The sequence below is a fragment of the Actinomadura sp. 9N407 genome, assembly GCF_044326315.1.
Lineage (GTDB): Bacteria > Actinomycetota > Actinomycetes > Streptosporangiales > Streptosporangiaceae > Spirillospora.
In genome coordinates this window covers 154,714-172,152 of sequence record NZ_JBIRAW010000020.1, presented here as the reverse complement: position 1 = coordinate 172,152, position 17,439 = coordinate 154,714, and the positions used below count along the sequence as shown (strand labels likewise).

The window sequence follows — 17,439 nt, the reverse complement described above, 5'->3', positions numbered from 1 at the left end:
TTGGCGTTCCGGTGTTTGTGTAATGGCTAACACGCCACGAGTCAACGTGCGCGTGGGGTGGTCAGGTGGGCGTAGATGTTCGCGTAGGCGGTTAGGGACGGCAGGTTCAGGACGTCTCTGCGTGGGTCGGTCGGGGATGGGCGGGCCTGGGGGCCTAGGCGTACGGTGTCGATGCCGTGGGCGCGCAGGACGACGCCGTCGGTCGAGCCGGTCCAGCCGGTGATCGGTGGAGGGTCGGTGCCGAACTCCGTGCGCCAGGCGGTACGGGCCGCGCGGACGACAGGGGCGTCGTGCGGCGTCGCGGCGGCGGGGTGGACCTCGTCGACGTCCACCTCGATCGTGCAGGTGGCGAGGGGGCTGTTCGTGCAAGTCGCCTGGATTTCGTGGTGGAGGGCTGTCGCGATCGCGTGCGGGTCGGCCCCCGGGACGGTCACTACGTAGACGCCTGCTTCGAGAAGGGCCGGGAAGAGATCGGCCTTGTCGGGGCGGCCTGCGGTGAGCGAGCCGATGCCGACGGCCGGACCGACTTGGGTGCCCGGGGCTGTGCTTGAGGCGAGGTAGGCCGTACGCCAGCGTTCGATGGCCTCGATGACCAGGCCGGCGTGGGCGATGACTCCCCCGGATGGGACGGCCGATTCGGGGGCCAGGACGGCGCCGTGCCGGCCGCGTACACGTACCCGCAGGTAGAGCGCGCCCGGTTCCTCCCAGAGGAGCGTGGGCGGGCCGCATTTCGCGACGACTGCGGCGACGGGGTGGGGCTCCGTGGCCAGGAAGTGGTCCAGGCCGGTTACGCGGGCGTTCGCCGCCGTGCCGTGCAGGACGCTGCGGTGCGTGCCCGAGCCGGCCAGTAGCAGCCGTGCAGAAGGCGGGTCTTCGTCGGCCAGGACGGCGGAGACGAAGCCGATCAGGGCCGCCGCCGCTGGGGCGCGGGCCACGCCCAGGCCCGCTCCCTCCACCTGATCGGTGGTGACCGTGAGCGTGCCCGGATCGCCGGAACGGCCGGTGATGGGACGGTCCTCGTCCGGATCTCCGGACAGGGACGTGTCGAGGTGGGAGTAGATCAGCAGGTCACCGGCGGGCATGCCGCGCGGGGCGGCCCGAGGCGCGGCGATGAGGTTGGCGCCGCCGTCGCCGTACGGCTGCACCGTCCACTCGATCAGCGGCCACCGCGCCGCGCACCAGGTGGCCAGGCGCGCGGCGGCGGCGGCCTCGTGACCGTACGGCGAGGGAACGCCGTCGAGGATCTCGAGAACGCGGACGATCTCGGCGCCCGTGGGCAACCCCGTGTTGAGAGACACAGCGTTCAGAAACGGCCCCAGTCGTCGGCGGCAGGGCGCCACACGTCGATGTTGCGCGGGTCGGCGGGCATCCGGCGGGCGCGGTGGGTCTCGTGCTCTTCCGGGGTGAAGACGCGGTGCCGGTCGCACAGCTCGAAGCGCGGGCCGTGCACAGGGTCGTGCATGTAGAACGCGATGGACGTCGAGGCCGAGTGGTTGACCATGTCGGACGCGATCGGCTCGCCCTTGTAGAGGGCACGGGCGCGGGCGCGCATCACGTGGTCGAAGCTCTTCATCGCGAAGCACACGTGCGCGACGTAGTGCTCCTTGTTGTTCTGCAGGGCGAGGCTGTGGTGGTAGCGGTCCTCGCCGCGCAGGAACGTCGTGGACCCGACGATCTCGTCGGACGGCATGAAGTTCAGCACCTTGGTGTAGAACTCCAGCGATTCCTCGTACTTCGCGGTCGCGAGGAACGGGTGCACCACGTCGACGGGCCGTAGCTCGGTCAGCGGCGGCTCGGCATACTCCAGGAAACCGGTGAACAGCTCAACGATCAGGCCGTCGGGGTCGCGGACCGCGAAGCCGTCCTCGCAGAAGTCCCGCTGGCGCTCCTGGAGTTCGAGGACCTCGTGACCGGCGCGGACCACGCTCGCGCGGAGCCGCGCCAGGACGTCCGCGTTCTCGACGCTGTAGCCGACGGCACTGGTGTGCCCGGCGGTACGGTCGGGGGCGCTGATCACCTCGATCGCGTGGTGCTCGATGTCGGCGCGCAGGTAGGCGTACTCGTCGGTGTGCTGTTCGAGCTGGAGCCCGACGTGGTACTGGAGGAACTCGACCGTACGGGGCAGGTCCGGAACCTCGATGCGGGCGTACTCCATGCCGTACGGGGCGCGCGGCCGGCCCGTCTCCCCATCGGGGGTCTCGTAGCTGACGATGGTGTGCGCCTCGATGATCGGGCGCCAGCGCTCCCGGACGAACCGCTCGTGCGAGTCGCTCTCGAGGTAGGCCCGCAGGTCGGCCTCGGAGTCGAACCGTACCGAGAAGGCGTGCGTGAACGTGGAGTCGCGCGTGCTGATGTTGCGGCCCAGCGCGAAGTCGCGCATCGCCGGGTACCGCTCCGGGAAGGTCGCCAGCTCGGCCAGGAGTGCGTCGGCGGTCTCCGCCGGTACGTCCGGGCGGAAGCGGAACGCCAGATTGTGGTTGATCATCACGGTTCCCTCAGAGGATGAAGCTGAGCCGGCTGCCGGCGGACAGGAATTCGTGGCCGAGGACGGCGCGGCGGAGCCGGAAGCGCAGGTCGCCGCCTTCCGTCACCAGCAGGTGGTCGTAGCGGCCCACGTACGGGTCGAACTCGCCGTCCCGGGCCCGGTGGACCACGAACGCGGCGGTCACGCGCAACAGCGCGGGGTCCTCCTGCGGGTGCAGCCGGACGTTGGAGACCAGCCGGTGGGTACGGGACGCCGGGTTCTCGGCATGCGCCTTGCGCGACTTGAGCCGCTTGACGCGGGCCTTGAGCAGGTCCCAGTCGTCGCAGACGAACGAGCCGGACGCGTGCGGAGAGGCTCCGGTCCAGTCGGTCGTGGGGATCTCGAAGCGGGCGCCGGGCTCGAACAGCGCGAGCCATTCGTCGTACTTCCAGGCGTCCAGGATGTCGGCCTCGGCGTAGAGGAAGTCCTCCACATCGGCGCGCGTGATCATCGGACGTTCCGCCCTTCGAGGAAGCGCTCGGGGCGTTGGCCGGTGACGGCGAGCCCGTCCTCGGTGCCCAGCGCGTCCACCCAGTGCCGCCAGAAGCCGCGCATCGCGCCCTCGTCGATCGAACGGCCCTGGACGCCCTTCACCTCGTCGTCCATGCCGCGCGACATGTCGCTGTAGTCGATCCCCTCGCGGGGGTCGGCGGCGGTGGCCTCGATGCCGCGCTGCACCGCCTCGTACGCCTCGATGTCGTCGGGGGTGGCCAGGCCGCCCGGGCCGACGAAGCTGACCATGGTCTTCATCCGCAGCGCCCGGGTCTCGTCGTCCTCGCCGCGCGGCGCGAGCTGCCAGGCGCGGACGTCGGTACGGCCCGCCGACGCGGGTTCGAGCTGCCGGATCCCCAGCCCTTCGAGGTCGAACAGCAGCAGGTTGGGGAACACGAACAGGATGTGGCTCTCATCGGCGACGTAGCGGGCTCGCTCCGGGCCGAGCCGCCGGTCCATCTCAGCGCGGTGCTCTTCGGTACGGCGCTTCTCGTCCTCGCCGAAGCGCGGCTCCCACAGCATGCTGATCCGGCCGCCGTGTCCGGTGAGGACCAGCAGCGAGTGGCCGTTGCCGAGGTTGTAGGCGTACTGGTCGTCGTCGGTGACGGCGAAGCCCGTCTCGCGCAGGTAGCCGACGAACGTGTTGTGCGTGGGGGAGAAGTGGTAGCCGTCCATGGCGTTCTCGACGGCAAGCTTCCAGTTGCCGCGCACCCCGTACTTCTGGGTGCCCAGCAGGACTTCCATACCGGCCGCGTGCTGCTCGGTGAGCATCGTCATGTAGTCGGCGGCGTCGCCGAGGTGGTCGAGCAGCGGCGGCACGTCCGGATCGAACGCGACGAACACGAAGCCCTCGTGGCTCTCCAGCCGGGGAACGGGGCGCAGCCGCATCGAGTCGAGGAAGCCCTCGCCCGCGGCCTCGTAGGCGTCCTTGCCCGGGATGGCCGCGACCTCGCCGCTGTTGCGGAACGTCCAGGCGTGGTAGAAGCACTGGAACAGCTTGGCGGAGCCCTCGTTCTCCCGGCACAGGACCGTTCCACGGTGCGGGCACGAGTTGAGGAACGCGCGCACCTCGCCGCCGGAGTCGCGGCAGAAGATCAGCGGCCGGCCGCCCAGCGTCCTGGTCAGGAAGTCGTCGGGTGCCGCGATCTCGGTCTCGTGGCCGAGGTAGAGCCAGGTCCGGCCCCACATCCGGGCCCGTTCCGCCTGGAAGACCTCCGGCGAACGGTACGCGGCGCGGTTGACGCGGAAGGTCAGCCCGTCCCAGTCCTCGACGACCAGCCGGCCCGGAAGACCCTCCCCGCTCGGATCACGCATCGGGCTCCACCCCCTCCACGCAGTTTCGGACTTCGATCAGTGTCGTTCAGCGATTCGAGATGCCATCTCGCATCGTGTACAGATTTCCGCAGTCCGGATCACCGTGTCAAGGGTCCGCCGCCGCGATCTGTCCCCGGTTGACGACCACCATCCCAGTTGCCATGATTGCGTCTCGCAATAAGAGATGGCTGTCGGTGACCCGGCGAATGCGGCCCGAACGGGCGCATCGCACCAATCCACCGGATGGCCCACCCCCACGGCGTCCCGCATGATGGGATGGCGTGCCATGCCGTCACGGCGCCGCCCAGGGCGGGACGCGGACGTGGCCGAGGCAGAAGCGAGGAACGGATGGCAACGAGGACTGCGCGAGACACGACGGCCGAGGGCGCCCCGTCGATCCAGACGGTCCAGCGCGCCGCGCTGATCCTGGACTCGTTCACGGTGAGCCGGCCCCATCTGAGCCTGAACGAGATCACCGCCCGGCTGGGGGCCAGCAAGGCGACCGCGCACCGCTACACCAAGGCGCTGCGCGCGGCGAACCTGCTGCGGTACGACGACCGCACCGCGCTGTACTCGCTGGGCCCGCAGGTGCTGACGCTGGCCGCCGCCGCCCGGGCCGCGCTGCCCATCGTGACCGCCGCCGAGCCGTACATGGACCGGCTGGTCAAGGCCGTCGGGCAGACCGTGGTGCTGAGCATCTGGGACGGCGAGTCGCCGACCGTCGTGCGCTCGGCCGACAACACCGACCATCTGATCCGGATCAGCGTGCGGGTCGGCTCCCGGCTCGATCCGACCACCTCGGCGCAGGGCCGGGTGTTCTGCGCGTACCTGCCGTCCGAGCAGGCCCCGGCGCTGGGCAAGCTGCTGCGCCGCTCGCCCGAGCTGCGCGAGGAGGTCGACTGGATCCGGGCGCACCGGCTGTCGGTCAACTCCCCGTCCCAGAACGGCGTGCACACCATCGCCGCGCCGGTCTTCGAGGGCGAGGCCATCATCGCCGCGATGGCGATCGTGGGGACCACGGTCGACGTCCCGCGCGAGGCCGGCTCGGAGATGGCGCGGGCCCTGGTGGAGATCACCGAGGAGCTCTCGCAGCGCCTCGGCAACACCCCCAGCGCAATCGCCACACCCGCCTGACCCACACCCGCCTGACCCACACCCGTCGACCTCCCGTTGACTCGTGGCGTGTTCGCCTGAATCCGCGGCGGCGGAGGCGAACACGCCACGAGTCAACCGAGGGGCGGGGCGAGGTCGGCGCGCGGCGGGACGAAGATGTCGATGTTGACGCACGGCTCTTCCAGCGGCTCGATGTAGTGCTCGGAGCCGCTGGGCACCAGCAGGAACGTCCCTGCGGTCATCTCGTGCGCGACGCCGTCGACGTAGTAGTTGCAGCGACCCTCGGCGATGTAGACGAGCTGGTCGAAGTCCTTGTGGCTGTGGGGGTTGAGGTCCATGCCGACGTCGAGCCGGTGGTGCGCCACCATGACCTCGTCGGTGGAGTAGACGCGCCGCCGTACTCCCGGGCGGACCTCGGTCTCCGGCAGGTCGGCCCAGCCGATCACCTTGCTGTAGAGCTTGCCGTTACGGGACGTGCCGGCCGTACGGTCGTTCTCTGTCATCCGTTTCCTCCTCGGTCGGCCGCCGCTTCCAGTCCGGCGGCCAGGATCTGCAGGTCGGAGCCCGTCACCAGGTAGCGCGCCTCGTCCAGGCCCTGGCTCGGGGCGGCGGCGAGGGACGGGGTCCAGCCGCCGAACGCGATCCCGCATTCGTGTGCCGCGGCCCGCACCTCGGCCACCGCCGCGCGCAGTTCCTCGCCGCCCGGCTCGACGCCCAGGCTCACGGCCAGGTCGGTGATGCCGACGAAGGCCACGTCCAGGTCGCCGATCACCTCCGGCCAGGACTCGGTTCCGTCCCGCCACCACGGCGTCTCGATCTGCCCGACCAGCAGCGGCGGATCGGCGCGTTCGGCGGCCAGGAAAGCCGCCAGGCCGCCCGGCCGTCCGTCCAACGGGCGCAGTCCGAAGCCTGCGGCCCGGTTGGCCAGGCTGACCGACCGGGCCCCTTCAGGGGCGAACCGCGTGGCCCGTACGAGCGCCCGGGTCTGGGCGGCACCGCTGAGCATCGACAGCTGGAACCCGGCAGCGCCGTTCTCCAGCAGCCGGCAGATCAGCGGCGCGTCGACCTCCGGGATGCGGACGAGGGCCGGGAGCCCGCACCGTTCAGCGTGCCGGACCAGGCCGATCGCGTCGGCCTCGGTCAGCGTCGAGTGTTCGAGGTCGACGACGATGAAGTCGAAGCCCGCGAGCCCGCACAGCTCCGCCACGTCCGGCGCGGGCAGCTTGACGAAGGTGCCGGACGGACGGCGTCCCCGGGCCAGTGCCGCCCGCAGCCGCGCTCGCGGAGCGTGTACGGGGGAGGGAGCGTGTGCGGGGGGCGTCATGCGGCGGGCAGCCCGCGCCACGGAACGGTCTCCACGGCCGCACCATCGTGCAGGACGAGCGTGGGCTCCAGGCGGGGAGCGGTGATGGTGTTGCCGGCCGCATCTGGGAGCACGCACTCGGCGGTCTCCTCGACCACCGTGACGTGCGCCGGGCCGCCGGGCTCCAGCCGTCCGTACCCCTCGACGGCCAGGCCCAGGACCTCCGCCGGGCGCACGGTGGCGCGGGCGACGGCCTCGGTGAGCGGGACGCCCAGCGCGATCAGCTTCGACATGCTGGTCAGCAGGTCGAAGACCGGGCCGTGCCAGTTGCGCGCGCTGGTGTCGGAGCCGAGCACGTCGGGGTAGAAGCCCTGCGCGATGGCGCGGCGGGCCACCTCGAAGCTGAGGTTGCTCTTACCGTGCGCCGAGTCGAACAGCACGCCGCGCTCGCGGGCGGCCATCACCGCGGGCAGCACCTGGTCGCCGTCCAGGATGCCGTGCGGCTTGCCGGTGTAGCAGTGCGCGACGATGTCGCCGGGGCGCAGGTGGTCCAGGACGATCGGCAGCGGCTCGGAGGTCTCGCCGATATGGATCATGAGCGGCAGGCCCGCCTGCTCGGCCAGGTTCAGCGACTTCTTCAGCAGCGTCTGCCACTGCTCGCCCACCACGTCCTCGGACAGCCGGATCTTGAAGCCGCGGACCACGTCGGGGTTGGCGGCGGCGGTCGCCAGCGCGTCGTCGACCACCAGCGTGTCGGGGTTCATCAGCTCGCCGAACCGGAAGTCGATCAGGCCGAGCACCGAGACGTTCAGGAAGTTCACGATGCGCATCGGCGACGGCTCGACGATCAGCTTGCGGAACGCGGCGAACGTGGACGCCCCGGCGGTCCCGGCGTCGGCGGCGGCGACCACGCCGCGGCGCAGGTGGGCCTCGTCCGGGGGCGCGCCGACCTTCGACACGTGCTGGAAGATGTGGGTGTGGCCCTCGACCAGGCCAGGCAGCACCCACCGTCCCGCGCAGTCGGTGACCTTGGCCGCGTCCTCGGCCAGGCCGCTGCCCACCGCCGCGATGGTGGCGCCGTTGATCGCCACGTCCAGCACCGCGTTCACGCCGGACGCGGGGTCGATGACCGTTCCGCCCGTGAGCACGTGGTCGTAGACGGGCTTGTTCGCTGTGGTCATCGAGGTGGCTCCCGATCGTGTGAGGGTGCTGGGGTTGGGGACGCTGGGGCTGGGAAGGCTCGGCTTCACGCGTGGACCCGGGTGGTGAGCGGCAGGACGCCGTCGATCTCGACCCGTACGGTGTCGCCGGGGCGGAGGAACTCGCCGCGGTCCTGGCCGGTCCCGGCGGGCGTGCCGGTCAGCACGACGTCGCCGGGCCGGAGCGCGGCGTACCGGGAGATCCGGGCCAGCAGCTCGGGGATCGCGAAGATCATGTCGGCGCCGGTGCAGTCCTGGCGCCGCTCGCCGCCCACCCACGAGCGCACGCCGATCGCGCCCGGGTCGGCGATCTCGTCCAGGCTCAGCAGCGAGCCGCCGAGCGCGGTGAAGCCAGGGAAGCTCTTGGCCAGTACGGGTGCCGAGGTCCGCTTCATGACGTCGCGGGCGGTCAGATCGTTGGCGGCGGTGACGGCGGCGACGGCCGGCCAGGCGTCGCGCTCGGCGGCCCGGTCGAGGGTACGGCCGATCACGAGGGCGATCTCGGCCTCGTAGTCCATCTCGGCCGTCTCCTCCGCCGGCAGCCGGACGGACGCGCCGGGCCCGGAGACCGAGGACGGCGCGGCCAGGTAGAGCACCGGCTCGGACGGTACGGGGCGGCCGGTCTTCTCCGCCTTGGAGTGATAGTTGAGCCCGACGCCCCACAGGGCGCGGGGACGTACGAGCGGAGCGAGCAGCCCCTGGTCGCCGTCGAGCGGGATCCGCCGGACGACCCGCGCGGTGGCCAGCGCGTCCAGCGAGCCGGTGGCCTCGATCAGGGCGCCGGGGTCCGGGTACGGGGTGTCCAGGACGGCGATGGCGCCGCCCTCGATCCGCCCGATACCCGCCGAAGTCAGTACAACATGCACGACGCCATCTTTCGATGCGAGATGGATTTCTGTCAAGCAATGAGAGACGCCGTCTCGTAATGCAACATGACAGTGGCCGGGCAGCACGGAACCGCCGCGCGCCCCGAGGGCGCGCGGCCACCGTGAAGGGAAGGTCAATCGCCGGGCGAGGGGCCCGCGAGCTGGCGCGATACCTCGGCGCCGTCCCAGTAGTCGACCCGGCGCGTGACGAGGCCGTCCGCGCCCACCCAGAGCCGGAACACGCCGCGGATCCGTACCGGCGCGTTCCCGGCCGAGACGAGCCGGAACGACATCCGGTAGGCCAGGACGGCCCGGACGTCCCGGACGACGAGGTCCTCCAGCTCGTACCGCAGCCCGTCGAAGTCGGCCAGGAAGCCGTCCAGCCGCTCCCGGTACGCGGCACGGCCGGTCACGCCGCGCCCCATGGCGGAGGTGTGCTCGTTGACGAAGTCCTCGGCGACGCAGCCGGCGATGAGGTCGGCGTCGTGCCGGTTGAGCGCGCCGAGATAGCGCAGCACCGCCGCGCGGGTGCGTTCCTCCACCCGCGCGGCATCGGTCGACGCGTCCGGCGCATCCGGCGCATCCGGCGCGTCCGGCGAGGGGACGGCGGTCAGGACCCGTCTCCCCACTTGGCCCGGACGGTGTCGAACACCTTCTGGTTGTGCGAGATCTCGATGACGTTGCCGTCGGGGTCCTTCAGCGCGCAGATGTAGCCGACCGGGTCCGGCATGTCGCGCGGCTCCCAGTGCAGGCTGCCCAGCTCGCGGGCGCGCTCGGCCAGCTCGTCCACGTCGGACCGCTCGGGCACCTCGATGCCGATGTGGGCGAACGGGTGCAGCAGCCCCAACTGCGCGCCCTTGTCCTTGTTGAACGAGACCAGCACCAGCACGAACGGCGTCTCGGCCTGGCGGTCGTTGGACAGCCAGACGCTCTCGCCGGCGTCGTCCTTGAAGCGCTCGACCACCACCAGCGGGGTCAGCGACGTGTAGAAGTCGATCGCCTTGTCCAGATCACCGGTCGGCAGCGCGACATGCGTCCAGCGAGCGGCGGTCAGTCCGGTCGTCACAGTGTGTCCTCCTCGGAATCGCCCATGGGGCGGGGCATATTTGCCGGATAAGTCGGTGGAGTTGCGCCTCTCGGGGCCTCAGCTCAGGCCGTACCCCTTTCGATGGCCTTGCCGAGCGCGCGCGGCTCGCGATCCTTGGTGACGAACACCACCATCGCCAGCAGCGCCAGCAGGTAGGGCGCGACGATCAGCAGCTGCGAGTTCAGCGTGACGCCCAGCGCGGGCAGCGCCAGCCGCATCGCGTCGGCCAGCCCGAACAGCACGCAGCCCAGCAGGGTGCGGCCGAGCCGCCAGGCACCGAAGATCACCGCCGCGATGACGATGAACCCCCGGCCGGCGGTCATGTTCTGGCTGAACGCGCCGACCTCGCCGACCGCCAGGTAGGCACCGCCGAGGCCGGACAGCGCGCCGCACCACAGCAGCGCCTGGCGGCGCCGCCCGTTGACGTCGATGCCGGTCACGTCGGCGGCCCGCGGGTCCTCGCCGACCGCGCGCAGCTCCAGCCCCCACCGGCTGCGCTCGATCAGCCACCAGGTCAGCGGGATCACCGCGATCAGCAGGTAGACCGGCCACCGCTGCTCGAACAGCACCGGGCCGATCAGCGGGATGTCGCGCAGCACCGGCACGCTCACCTGGCCCACCTGGTGGCCCTTGAACGTCCCGGTGATGATCAGGTAGCTGGTCAGCCCGAGCGCCAGCGTGTTCAGCACCAGGCCCACGACGAACGTGTTGACCGTCGCGCGGTGCGACAGGTTGCCGTGCACGAACCCCACGGCCAGCCCGATCATCAGCCCGGCCAGCAGCCCCGTGGTGGCGCTGCCGGTGGCGGACGCGACCGCGAACGAGCCGAACGCCCCGCTCAGCATCATGGCCTCGACCGAGATGTTGACCGTTCCGGCCCGTTCCGCGAGGTACTCCCCGCAGGCGGCGAACGCGAGCGGCACGGTGAGCCGGGCCCCGCTGGCGAGGATGGTGGAGATGTTGTCCGCGGCGCTCATGACGCGACCGCCTCCTTGGCCTTGGGTGCCGGGACGCCGGGTTCCCGGTCGGCGCGGCGGTCGTCCCGGCGGCGGCGGAGCAGCGTGGTCAGCACCGGCGGGATGACGAACGCGAGCACCAGCAGCGACTTCACGACGTCCACCAGGAAGTGCGGTACGCCGGTCGAGGCCAGGAAGCCGCCGCCCGAGCGCAGCACGCCGAACAGCAGCGCGACCGGGACCGCCATCAGCGGCCGGTTGCGGGCGACCAGGGCGACCAGCAGGCCGTCCCAGCCGATGTTGTTGGAGATCCCCGGCTGCAGGCGGTTGGTCCCGACCGGGCTGGTCAGCAGGACGGCGCCCGCGAGCCCGGCGAACGCGCCGGACACGGCCAGCGCCGTACCGCTCAGCGCCGCGACCCGTACCCCGGCATGCTTGGCCGCCTTGGGGTTGAGGCCGAGCATCGTCAGCTTGAAGCCCCACCGGCTGCGCGCGATCAGTACCGCGATCACCACGGTGGCGACCAGGGCGATCAGCAGCCCGAGGTTGATCTGCAGCCCCGGATACTCGCCGAACGAGCCCAGCAGCGCGCCGTCCGGCAGCTTGTTGGACTGCGGCGAGACCGTCGCCTCGCCCCGCCTGGTCTCCTGCAGCAGCCAGGGCGTGTTCACCGCGTACGCGATGAGCTGCTGGGCCAGGAAGGTCATCAGCAGCGTGCTGACGACGATGTTGACGCCCCGTACCCGGTGCATCAGCGAGCTGATCCCCGCCCAGGCACCGCCCGCCACCGCCGCCCCCACCAGCACGGTCAGCAGCAGCACCGGGCCCGGCAATGCCAGCCGGAGGGCGATCCAGGCGCCGGCCAGGGCCCCGATGAGCACCTGGCCCTCCTGGCCGAGGTTGAACACCCCGGCCCGTACGCAGACGCACGCCCCGATCGCCACCAGCAGCAGCGGTGCCGTGTAGAGCAGCGTGGAACTCCACGCCGACGAGTCCGCGAGGCTGCCTTGGTACAGCGCCTTCACGGCACCGACCGGCGAGCCGCCGGTGATCGCGACCAGCACGGATGACAGTGCCAGCGCGAGCCCGACGGCGAGAACCGTCACCCCGGCCACGGCCAGTCCGCCGGACCCCGAACCGGAGGCGAGCGCCCCGGGATTGAGATAAGCGGCCAACCGCCGCCCCGACCCGTCTCCCTCGCTCATGTCGTCACCTCGTGGGGGGACGACCCCCCACACCCCCCGCCGAGAACAGGCGTCATGAACTCGCTTCGCTCCTTCATGCCGCCGCCTCACCCCCGACCAGCATCCCCAGCCGTTCCGCGCTGGCTTCGCCGGTGGACAGCACTCCGGCGATCCGGCCACGGGAGATCACCGCGATCCGCGAGGCCAGCGCCATGACCTCCTCCAGTTCGGTGCTGATCAGCAATACCGCCACCCCTCCCGACGCGGCCTTGCGCAGGCGCAGGTACATGTCCTCGATCGCGCCGACGTCCAGGCCGTGCGTGGGCTGGGCGGCGACCAGAACGGACGGGGACGCCGACATCTCGCGGGCGAGCACCACGCGCTGCTGGTTGCCGCCCGACAGGCTGCGGACGGGCGCGTCCAGCGACGAGGTGACGATGTTGAACTCCGCCGCCAGCCGCCGTGCCACCTCGTTCGCCTTGCGCCGGTCGACCAGCAGCCGGCCGCTGACGGCACCGAGCGACTTCATCACCAGGTTGTCGGTGACGCTCATGTCCAGCACGATCCCGGAGGCGTGCCGGTCCTCGGGGACGATGCCGAGCCCGGCCCGGTGCAGCGCGCCGGGCTTGGCCGGGTCGACCTGTACGCCGCCGATCTCGACCGTTCCGGACACCGGCTCGATCAGCCCGGACAGCAGGTCGCCCAAGGCGGCCTGGCCGTTGCCCTCGACCCCGTACAGGCCGAGGATCTCGCCGGCGGCCACGTCCAGGCCGAAGCCGTCGAGCAGGGTCACGCCCTCCGAACGGACGACCACGTCGGCCAGCCGCAGCGCGGGCTCCTCCGCCGCCGTCTCTTCCGGGGCCTGCGCCCGGGAGGAGGGCTTGCCGCGGCGTTCGACCGGCAGCATGCCCAGCGCGGCCGCCTCGGCCCGCAGCGACACGTCCCGGCCGACCATCTGCCGGGCCAGTTCCTGCGGGCTGGTCGCGGCGGTCTCGCTGTGGAAGACGACCCGGCCCCGGCGCAGCACCGTCACCCGGTCGGTGGCGGCGGTGATCTCGGCCAGCTTGTGGCTGATCAGGACCACCGCGCGGTCCTCGCCGCGCACCACCTCGCGTAGCACCCCGAACAGCTCGGCCGACTCGGCCTGGGTGAGCACCGAGGTGGGCTCGTCCAGGACGAGCACCGACGGGTCGCGGCGCAGGCACTTGATCAGTTCCACCCGCTGCCGCTCGCCCGCCGACAGCCGGGAGACCGGGGCGCGCGGATCGATCGGCAGCCCGTACCGGCGGCCGACCTCCTCGACCTCCGCGCACGCCCGGGCCCGGTCGATCCGGCCGGTGTCGCCCAGGATGACGTTCTCCCAGACGGTCAGCGGCTCGACCAGGCTGAAGTGCTGGTGCACCATGCCGATCCCGAGCGCCATCGCCTCCTGCGGGCTGCCGGCCTCGACCGGACGGCCGTCGCGGTGGATCGTTCCCGCGTCGCGCCGGACGAGCCCGAGCAGGATTTTCATGAGGGTGGACTTGCCCGCGCCGTTCTCACCCAGCAGACCGTGGATCTCGCCCCGCTCGACGGTCAGATCAACGGCATCGCAGGCGACGACCTTGCCATAGGTCTTGCCGATCCCGCGCAGCCGCAGCGCGGGTGCCCGCGCCGCGGGCTCCGTGTGGGATGGGTCGGTCATGTCACTTGCCCAGCCTGTCCACTTCCGCGGAAGCGTTGATCTTGCCGCTCGCGATGTCCTTCATGAACGCGTCGATCTTCGCCTGCTGGGCCGGGTCGGCCTTGCAGAGCTTGACCGTGGGGAACGGGTCCTTGCCGATCGTCCAGACCTTCTCCACGCCCATCGCCAGCTTGCCGTCGGCGAACTGCTTGAGCGCCTCGGTGAAGTAGTCGCCGGGGCTGAACAGCACGGAGACGTCGAACTTCGGGCTGGTGGACGCGCACCGGTCGGTGCCCGGGGTCAGCGTGATCAGGTTCTTGGTGTTGGCCAGCGCCGCCGCGGCGTCGGTGGAACCGCCGAGGTAGGGGTAGACGGCCTGGACGCCCTGGTCGATCTGGGCCTGCACGGCCTCCTTGGCCTTGGCCGCGTCGTTCTGGTCGCCGGCGTAGGTGGTGGTGACGGTCGCGTTCGGGATCACCGTGCGGATGCCCGCCTTGAACGCCTTGGACGCCGCCAGCGTGAAGTCGGCCTCCATCCCGGTCACGAACGCCGCCTTGGTGGCGTTACGCGACTGCATCAGCACGCCGGCCGCGTAGCCGGCGACCAGAATGCTCTGGTCGGCGTCATCGGTGGAGAGCATGATCTTGGGGGTCTGCTCGACGTTCCCCGAGGTCGGGACGTACCAGGCGGTCTTGGCACAGACCGCTTCCTCCGAGGCCGGGATCGCGTCCTTGAGTTCGGAGGCGCCCAGCGCCACCATGTCCACCTTCTGCTGGCACAGCGCCCGCGCGGCGCTCAGCGCCTCGGTGGGCGGTACGCTGCCGCGCTTGATCACGGTCCAGCCCTTGGACTTGGCGAACGTGTCCGCGCCGGTCACGAAGCTCTCGTAGTAGCCGTTGTCGTTGATGTCGCCGGGGCTGAGCACGCCGATGACGACCTTGCCGTCGCCGTTGACGTCGGGCGAGCCGGGCGGCACGCCGCCGGCTCCGCCGCTGGGGGTGTCCTTGCCGGCGGTGGCGTCGGTCTCGGCGCAGCCGGCCAGGGCCAGCAGGGTGGCGCAGGCGAGTGCCGCGCCCGCGAGCCGTACCGCTCTAGGGTTCTTCACCTCGGGGGGTCCTTTCGATCGGACGGTGAGACGGGGAACGGGCGGGAGCCGTGGAGGGCGGTCGCGGGAACGACCGGCCACCGGCGGGGGACATCGATACCGGCCGCGCGCAGCAGCGCGGAGGACCGCGACACGGCCTCCTGGCGGAGCGCGTCCACGTCGAGGGTGGTGATCCGGTGGTCGCGCACGACCACCTTCCCGCCGACCAGGACGTCGCGGACGGTATGGCTTGGGGCACCCCACACCAGGTGGGTGGCCAGGTCGCCCGGGGGCGTCCAGGCCAGGTCGCGGGTGTCGAGGATGGCCAGGTCGGCGGCCTTGCCGACCTCGACCGAGCCGATCAGGTCACCGAGGCCGATCGCCTCGGCGCCGGAGCAGGTCGCCAGCGCGAACGCCTCGTCCGCGCGGAGCGGCCAGGCGCCCCGGTCGTTCTCGAGCCCGGCGAGCAGTCCGGCGGCGCGGAGCACGTCGGGTGCGTCGCCGGCGTTGTGGGCGTCGCAGCCGAGGGCGACCCGGCCGCCGCGCCGTACCAGCTCACCGTGCCGGCCGGCCCGCGTGTAGCCCTGGCCGAGCCGCAGGTACGCGGCGGGGCAGGAGGCGACGGCCGTACGGGTCGCCAGGACGGCGTCGACCTCGTCGACGTCGAGCCATACGGCATGGCCGAGGAGGAGTCGGGGACCCATGACGCCGAGCTCGCGCAGATGGACCAGCGGGCGGACGCCGGTACGCCGGAGATACGACTCGGCGTCGCCGGGTCCGGGGGACATGTGCCAGGTCATCGTGGTGTCGAGGCGTTCGGCCAGCTCGGCGGCGCCGGTGAACAGCTCGTCGCTGACCAGGTCGTGCCCGACCAGGGTGATCCAACCGGTGACCAGGCCCTCGGCGGGCAGCGACCGGACGATCTCCTCCTGGCGGGCCAGCGCCTCGGGCGCGGGCAGCGAGTACGGCACGTCCGGCGCGTCCCAGCCCCAGCCGCCGACGCGGCCGCGGATCCCGGCGGCGGTGAAGCCGGCGGCGACCTGCGTCGGGTGGGCGACGGTGCCCGCCTCCAGGACGGTGGTGACGCCGCGCGACAGCGACTCGGCGGCGGTGAGCGCCGCCGACAGCTCGTCGTCGTCGCCGCTCACGAGGCCGTGCAGCGGTACGGCCCAGCCGAAGATCGCCTCCTGCGCGTCGATGCCGTCCGGGATCACGCTGCGGATCAGCGGGTCGACGGTGCAGTGCTGGTGCGCGTTGATCAGGCCGGGCACGATGACGCAGCCGCTCGCGTCCAGCTCCGGGGTCCCGGGATGGCTCGCGCGCACCGTCTCGTACGGGCCGATCGCGGCGATGCGTCCCTCGGCGATGGCGATGGTGGCGTCGGTGATGACCTCGCGGCCCGCCGACATCGTCACGACCATGCCGCCGGTGACCAGCAGCTCGGCCGGTTCAGGAGCCTCAGGGATACCGTTCTCAGGCACAGGGGTCATGGGCGGACCAGGACCTTGCCGATGGCCTCGCGGGACTCGGCGGCGGCGAACGCGGCGGGCAGTTCGTCCAGACCGAACTCGGCCGACCGGACGACCCGCAGGCCACCGGCGTAGTAGGCGGCGAGCATCGCGGCGAAGTCGGCCTCGGTGTAGGCGCCCGATCCCAGCAGGCGCAGGCCCCGGTGGTAGACGTTCGCGAGCGAGAACGTGACCTCGTCCCCGCCGGTGTTGCCGAACATCACCAGGCGCCCGCCCGCGCGGAGGCTGTTCAGGGAGCTGTTCCAGGTGGCCGCACCCACGTGATCCAGCGCGATGTCCGCACCTTCTCCATCCGTGTAGCCGCGGACGGCGGCCACCACGTCACTGTCATTGCGCAGGAGCAGGTCGGCGCCCAGTTCTCCCGCGAGGGCGAGCTTGGCGTCGTTGCCCGCGACCGCGACGACCTTGGCCCCGGCGCGCTTGGCCAGCTGGACGGCCGCGATGCTGACCGCGCTGGCGGCGGCCTGCACCACCACGACCTCCCCGGCGGACACCTGGCCCACGGCGAGCGTGGCGTGCCAGGCGGTGCCCCATGCCGAGGGCAGGGCGGCCACCTCGTCCAGCGCGACATGCTCCGGTACGAGGTGGACGAGCCGCGCGGGAACGGCGACGTACTCCGCGAAGCCCCCGGCGACATTGCCGCCGACGACGCGCAGTTCGGGACAGTTGCCCGGGTCACCGGCCTCGCAGCGCGGGCACGTTCCACAACCGTGCGTCGGGTCGATCACCACGCGGTCGCCGGTGGCGAGGCCGCGCACCTCGGCGCCGACCGCCTCGACGTGCCCCGCGACGTCCATCCCGGCGATGTGCGGCAGGCGGAACCGGGGCAGCACCGCGGGGCCGCGCCGCTGCAGGATGTCGAGCCGGTTCAGCCCGCACGCCCGGACCCGGACCAGCACGTCCCGCGGTCCCGCGGCAGGGTCGGGGATGTGCCGGAGCGACATCGCCTCCGGACCGCCGAACCTCGTCTGGACCAGTGCTCTCACCAGGACCTCCGGCCGATGCCACCCGAAACTCATCTCGCATTGTGAGTCACCGACTCGCAATGTGAGGCAACTCTGAACCTCGCCCCGCCGGTGTGTCAACACCTCGGAGGAAACTGACGGCCCCCGTGACCAGCACGTA

17 protein-coding genes are annotated in these 17,439 nt (G+C 71.7%); 1 reads left to right on the top strand and 16 read right to left on the bottom strand.

All coding sequences use genetic code 11. The annotated features are described in order from the left end of the window. Positions 1-41: 41 nt before the first annotated feature. From ACH34Q_RS28735 to ACH34Q_RS28720, 4 genes are read right to left on the bottom strand one after another with little or no spacing between them, the layout of a single operon-like run. Positions 42-1,298 (bottom strand): hypothetical protein, encoded by a 1,257-nt coding sequence (locus ACH34Q_RS28735; RefSeq protein ID WP_395986196.1) that lies wholly within the window; start codon positions 1,296-1,298, stop codon positions 42-44. 5 nt (positions 1,299-1,303) lie between these two features. Beyond that, entirely contained in the window at positions 1,304-2,485 is a 1,182-nt protein-coding gene (locus ACH34Q_RS28730) for a Dabb family protein (RefSeq protein WP_395986195.1), read from the bottom strand. Between the two features lie 10 nt (positions 2,486-2,495). Beyond that, positions 2,496-2,975, bottom strand: coding sequence for an aromatic-ring-hydroxylating dioxygenase subunit beta (locus ACH34Q_RS28725; protein ID WP_395986194.1), 480 nt, complete (start codon positions 2,973-2,975; stop codon positions 2,496-2,498). Then, the gene (locus ACH34Q_RS28720; protein ID WP_395986193.1) at positions 2,972-4,330 is read right to left on the bottom strand and encodes an SRPBCC family protein; all 1,359 of its coding nucleotides are present in this window, start codon (positions 4,328-4,330) and stop codon (positions 2,972-2,974) included. The genes ACH34Q_RS28725 and ACH34Q_RS28720 overlap by 4 nt, the downstream gene beginning before the upstream one ends. A 348-nt stretch (positions 4,331-4,678) precedes the next feature. Between ACH34Q_RS28720 and ACH34Q_RS28715 the strand changes: the two genes are divergently transcribed. Next, entirely contained in the window at positions 4,679-5,464 is a 786-nt protein-coding gene (locus ACH34Q_RS28715; protein WP_395986192.1) for an IclR family transcriptional regulator, read from the top strand. A 92-nt stretch (positions 5,465-5,556) separates the two neighbouring features. Here the strand turns inward: ACH34Q_RS28715 and ACH34Q_RS28710 are convergent, their stop codons facing one another. The 12 genes from ACH34Q_RS28710 to ACH34Q_RS28655 all read right to left on the bottom strand — a co-directional run bounded on the left by ACH34Q_RS28710 (position 5,557) and on the right by ACH34Q_RS28655 (position 17,300). Beyond that, positions 5,557-5,946 carry a cupin domain-containing protein gene (locus ACH34Q_RS28710; protein ID WP_395986191.1) on the bottom strand — a complete coding sequence of 130 codons (390 nt, stop codon included), beginning with the start codon at positions 5,944-5,946 and terminating at the stop codon, positions 5,557-5,559. Then, positions 5,943-6,767, bottom strand: a complete 825-nt coding sequence (locus tag ACH34Q_RS28705; RefSeq protein ID WP_395986190.1) for an HpcH/HpaI aldolase/citrate lyase family protein — start codon at positions 6,765-6,767, stop codon at positions 5,943-5,945. The genes ACH34Q_RS28710 and ACH34Q_RS28705 overlap by 4 nt, the downstream gene beginning before the upstream one ends. Beyond that, positions 6,764-7,927 carry an amidohydrolase family protein gene (locus tag ACH34Q_RS28700; protein ID WP_395986189.1) on the bottom strand — a complete coding sequence of 388 codons (1,164 nt, stop codon included), beginning with the start codon at positions 7,925-7,927 and terminating at the stop codon, positions 6,764-6,766. The genes ACH34Q_RS28705 and ACH34Q_RS28700 overlap by 4 nt, the downstream gene beginning before the upstream one ends. A 65-nt stretch (positions 7,928-7,992) precedes the next feature. Beyond that, complete coding sequence (locus tag ACH34Q_RS28695; RefSeq protein WP_395986188.1) at positions 7,993-8,811, bottom strand: fumarylacetoacetate hydrolase family protein; 819 nt, start codon at positions 8,809-8,811, stop codon at positions 7,993-7,995. 134 nt (positions 8,812-8,945) lie between these two features. Continuing rightward, on the bottom strand, positions 8,946-9,440 hold the full coding sequence (locus ACH34Q_RS28690; RefSeq protein WP_395986187.1) for a nuclear transport factor 2 family protein: 495 nt from the start codon (positions 9,438-9,440) through the stop codon (positions 8,946-8,948). Further along, a complete protein-coding gene (locus ACH34Q_RS28685; RefSeq protein ID WP_395986186.1) occupies positions 9,422-9,877 on the bottom strand; it encodes a VOC family protein in 456 nt (151 codons plus the stop codon). Before ACH34Q_RS28685 ends, ACH34Q_RS28690 begins: the two co-directional genes overlap by 19 nt. Before the next feature lie 83 nt (positions 9,878-9,960). Next, a complete protein-coding gene (locus ACH34Q_RS28680; protein ID WP_395986185.1) occupies positions 9,961-10,875 on the bottom strand; it encodes an ABC transporter permease in 915 nt (304 codons plus the stop codon). After that, on the bottom strand, positions 10,872-12,059 hold the full coding sequence (locus ACH34Q_RS28675; protein ID WP_395986184.1) for an ABC transporter permease: 1,188 nt from the start codon (positions 12,057-12,059) through the stop codon (positions 10,872-10,874). Before ACH34Q_RS28675 ends, ACH34Q_RS28680 begins: the two co-directional genes overlap by 4 nt. Before the next feature lie 73 nt (positions 12,060-12,132). Further along, positions 12,133-13,722, bottom strand: coding sequence for an ABC transporter ATP-binding protein (locus tag ACH34Q_RS28670; protein WP_395986183.1), 1,590 nt, complete (start codon positions 13,720-13,722; stop codon positions 12,133-12,135). 1 nt (position 13,723) lies between these two features. Then, positions 13,724-14,806 (bottom strand): BMP family ABC transporter substrate-binding protein, encoded by a 1,083-nt coding sequence (locus ACH34Q_RS28665; RefSeq protein ID WP_395986182.1) that lies wholly within the window; start codon positions 14,804-14,806, stop codon positions 13,724-13,726. Beyond that, entirely contained in the window at positions 14,803-16,275 is a 1,473-nt protein-coding gene (locus ACH34Q_RS28660; protein ID WP_395986181.1) for an amidohydrolase family protein, read from the bottom strand. The genes ACH34Q_RS28665 and ACH34Q_RS28660 overlap by 4 nt, the downstream gene beginning before the upstream one ends. Continuing rightward, on the bottom strand, positions 16,272-17,300 hold the full coding sequence (locus ACH34Q_RS28655) for a zinc-binding dehydrogenase (protein WP_395986180.1): 1,029 nt from the start codon (positions 17,298-17,300) through the stop codon (positions 16,272-16,274). The genes ACH34Q_RS28660 and ACH34Q_RS28655 overlap by 4 nt, the downstream gene beginning before the upstream one ends. Positions 17,301-17,439 lie beyond the last annotated feature (139 nt).

Excerpts from the sequence above, each read along its gene's own strand:
- ACH34Q_RS28700 (WP_395986189.1), bottom strand. The coding sequence starts at position 7,927 with ATGACCACAGCGAACAAGCCCGTCTACGACCACGTGCTCACGGGCGGA.
- ACH34Q_RS28660 (WP_395986181.1), bottom strand. The coding sequence starts at position 16,275 with ATGACCCCTGTGCCTGAGAACGGTATCCCTGAGGCTCCTGAACCGGCC.
- ACH34Q_RS28710 (WP_395986191.1), bottom strand. The coding sequence starts at position 5,946 with ATGACAGAGAACGACCGTACGGCCGGCACGTCCCGTAACGGCAAGCTC.
- ACH34Q_RS28715 (WP_395986192.1), top strand. The coding sequence starts at position 4,679 with ATGGCAACGAGGACTGCGCGAGACACGACGGCCGAGGGCGCCCCGTCG.
- ACH34Q_RS28670 (WP_395986183.1), bottom strand. The coding sequence starts at position 13,722 with ATGACCGACCCATCCCACACGGAGCCCGCGGCGCGGGCACCCGCGCTG.
- ACH34Q_RS28725 (WP_395986194.1), bottom strand. The coding sequence starts at position 2,975 with ATGATCACGCGCGCCGATGTGGAGGACTTCCTCTACGCCGAGGCCGAC.
- ACH34Q_RS28675 (WP_395986184.1), bottom strand. The coding sequence starts at position 12,059 with ATGAGCGAGGGAGACGGGTCGGGGCGGCGGTTGGCCGCTTATCTCAAT.
- ACH34Q_RS28680 (WP_395986185.1), bottom strand. The coding sequence starts at position 10,875 with ATGAGCGCCGCGGACAACATCTCCACCATCCTCGCCAGCGGGGCCCGG.
- ACH34Q_RS28720 (WP_395986193.1), bottom strand. The coding sequence starts at position 4,330 with ATGCGTGATCCGAGCGGGGAGGGTCTTCCGGGCCGGCTGGTCGTCGAG.
- ACH34Q_RS28730 (WP_395986195.1), bottom strand. The coding sequence starts at position 2,485 with ATGATCAACCACAATCTGGCGTTCCGCTTCCGCCCGGACGTACCGGCG.
- ACH34Q_RS28705 (WP_395986190.1), bottom strand. The coding sequence starts at position 6,767 with ATGACGCCCCCCGCACACGCTCCCTCCCCCGTACACGCTCCGCGAGCG.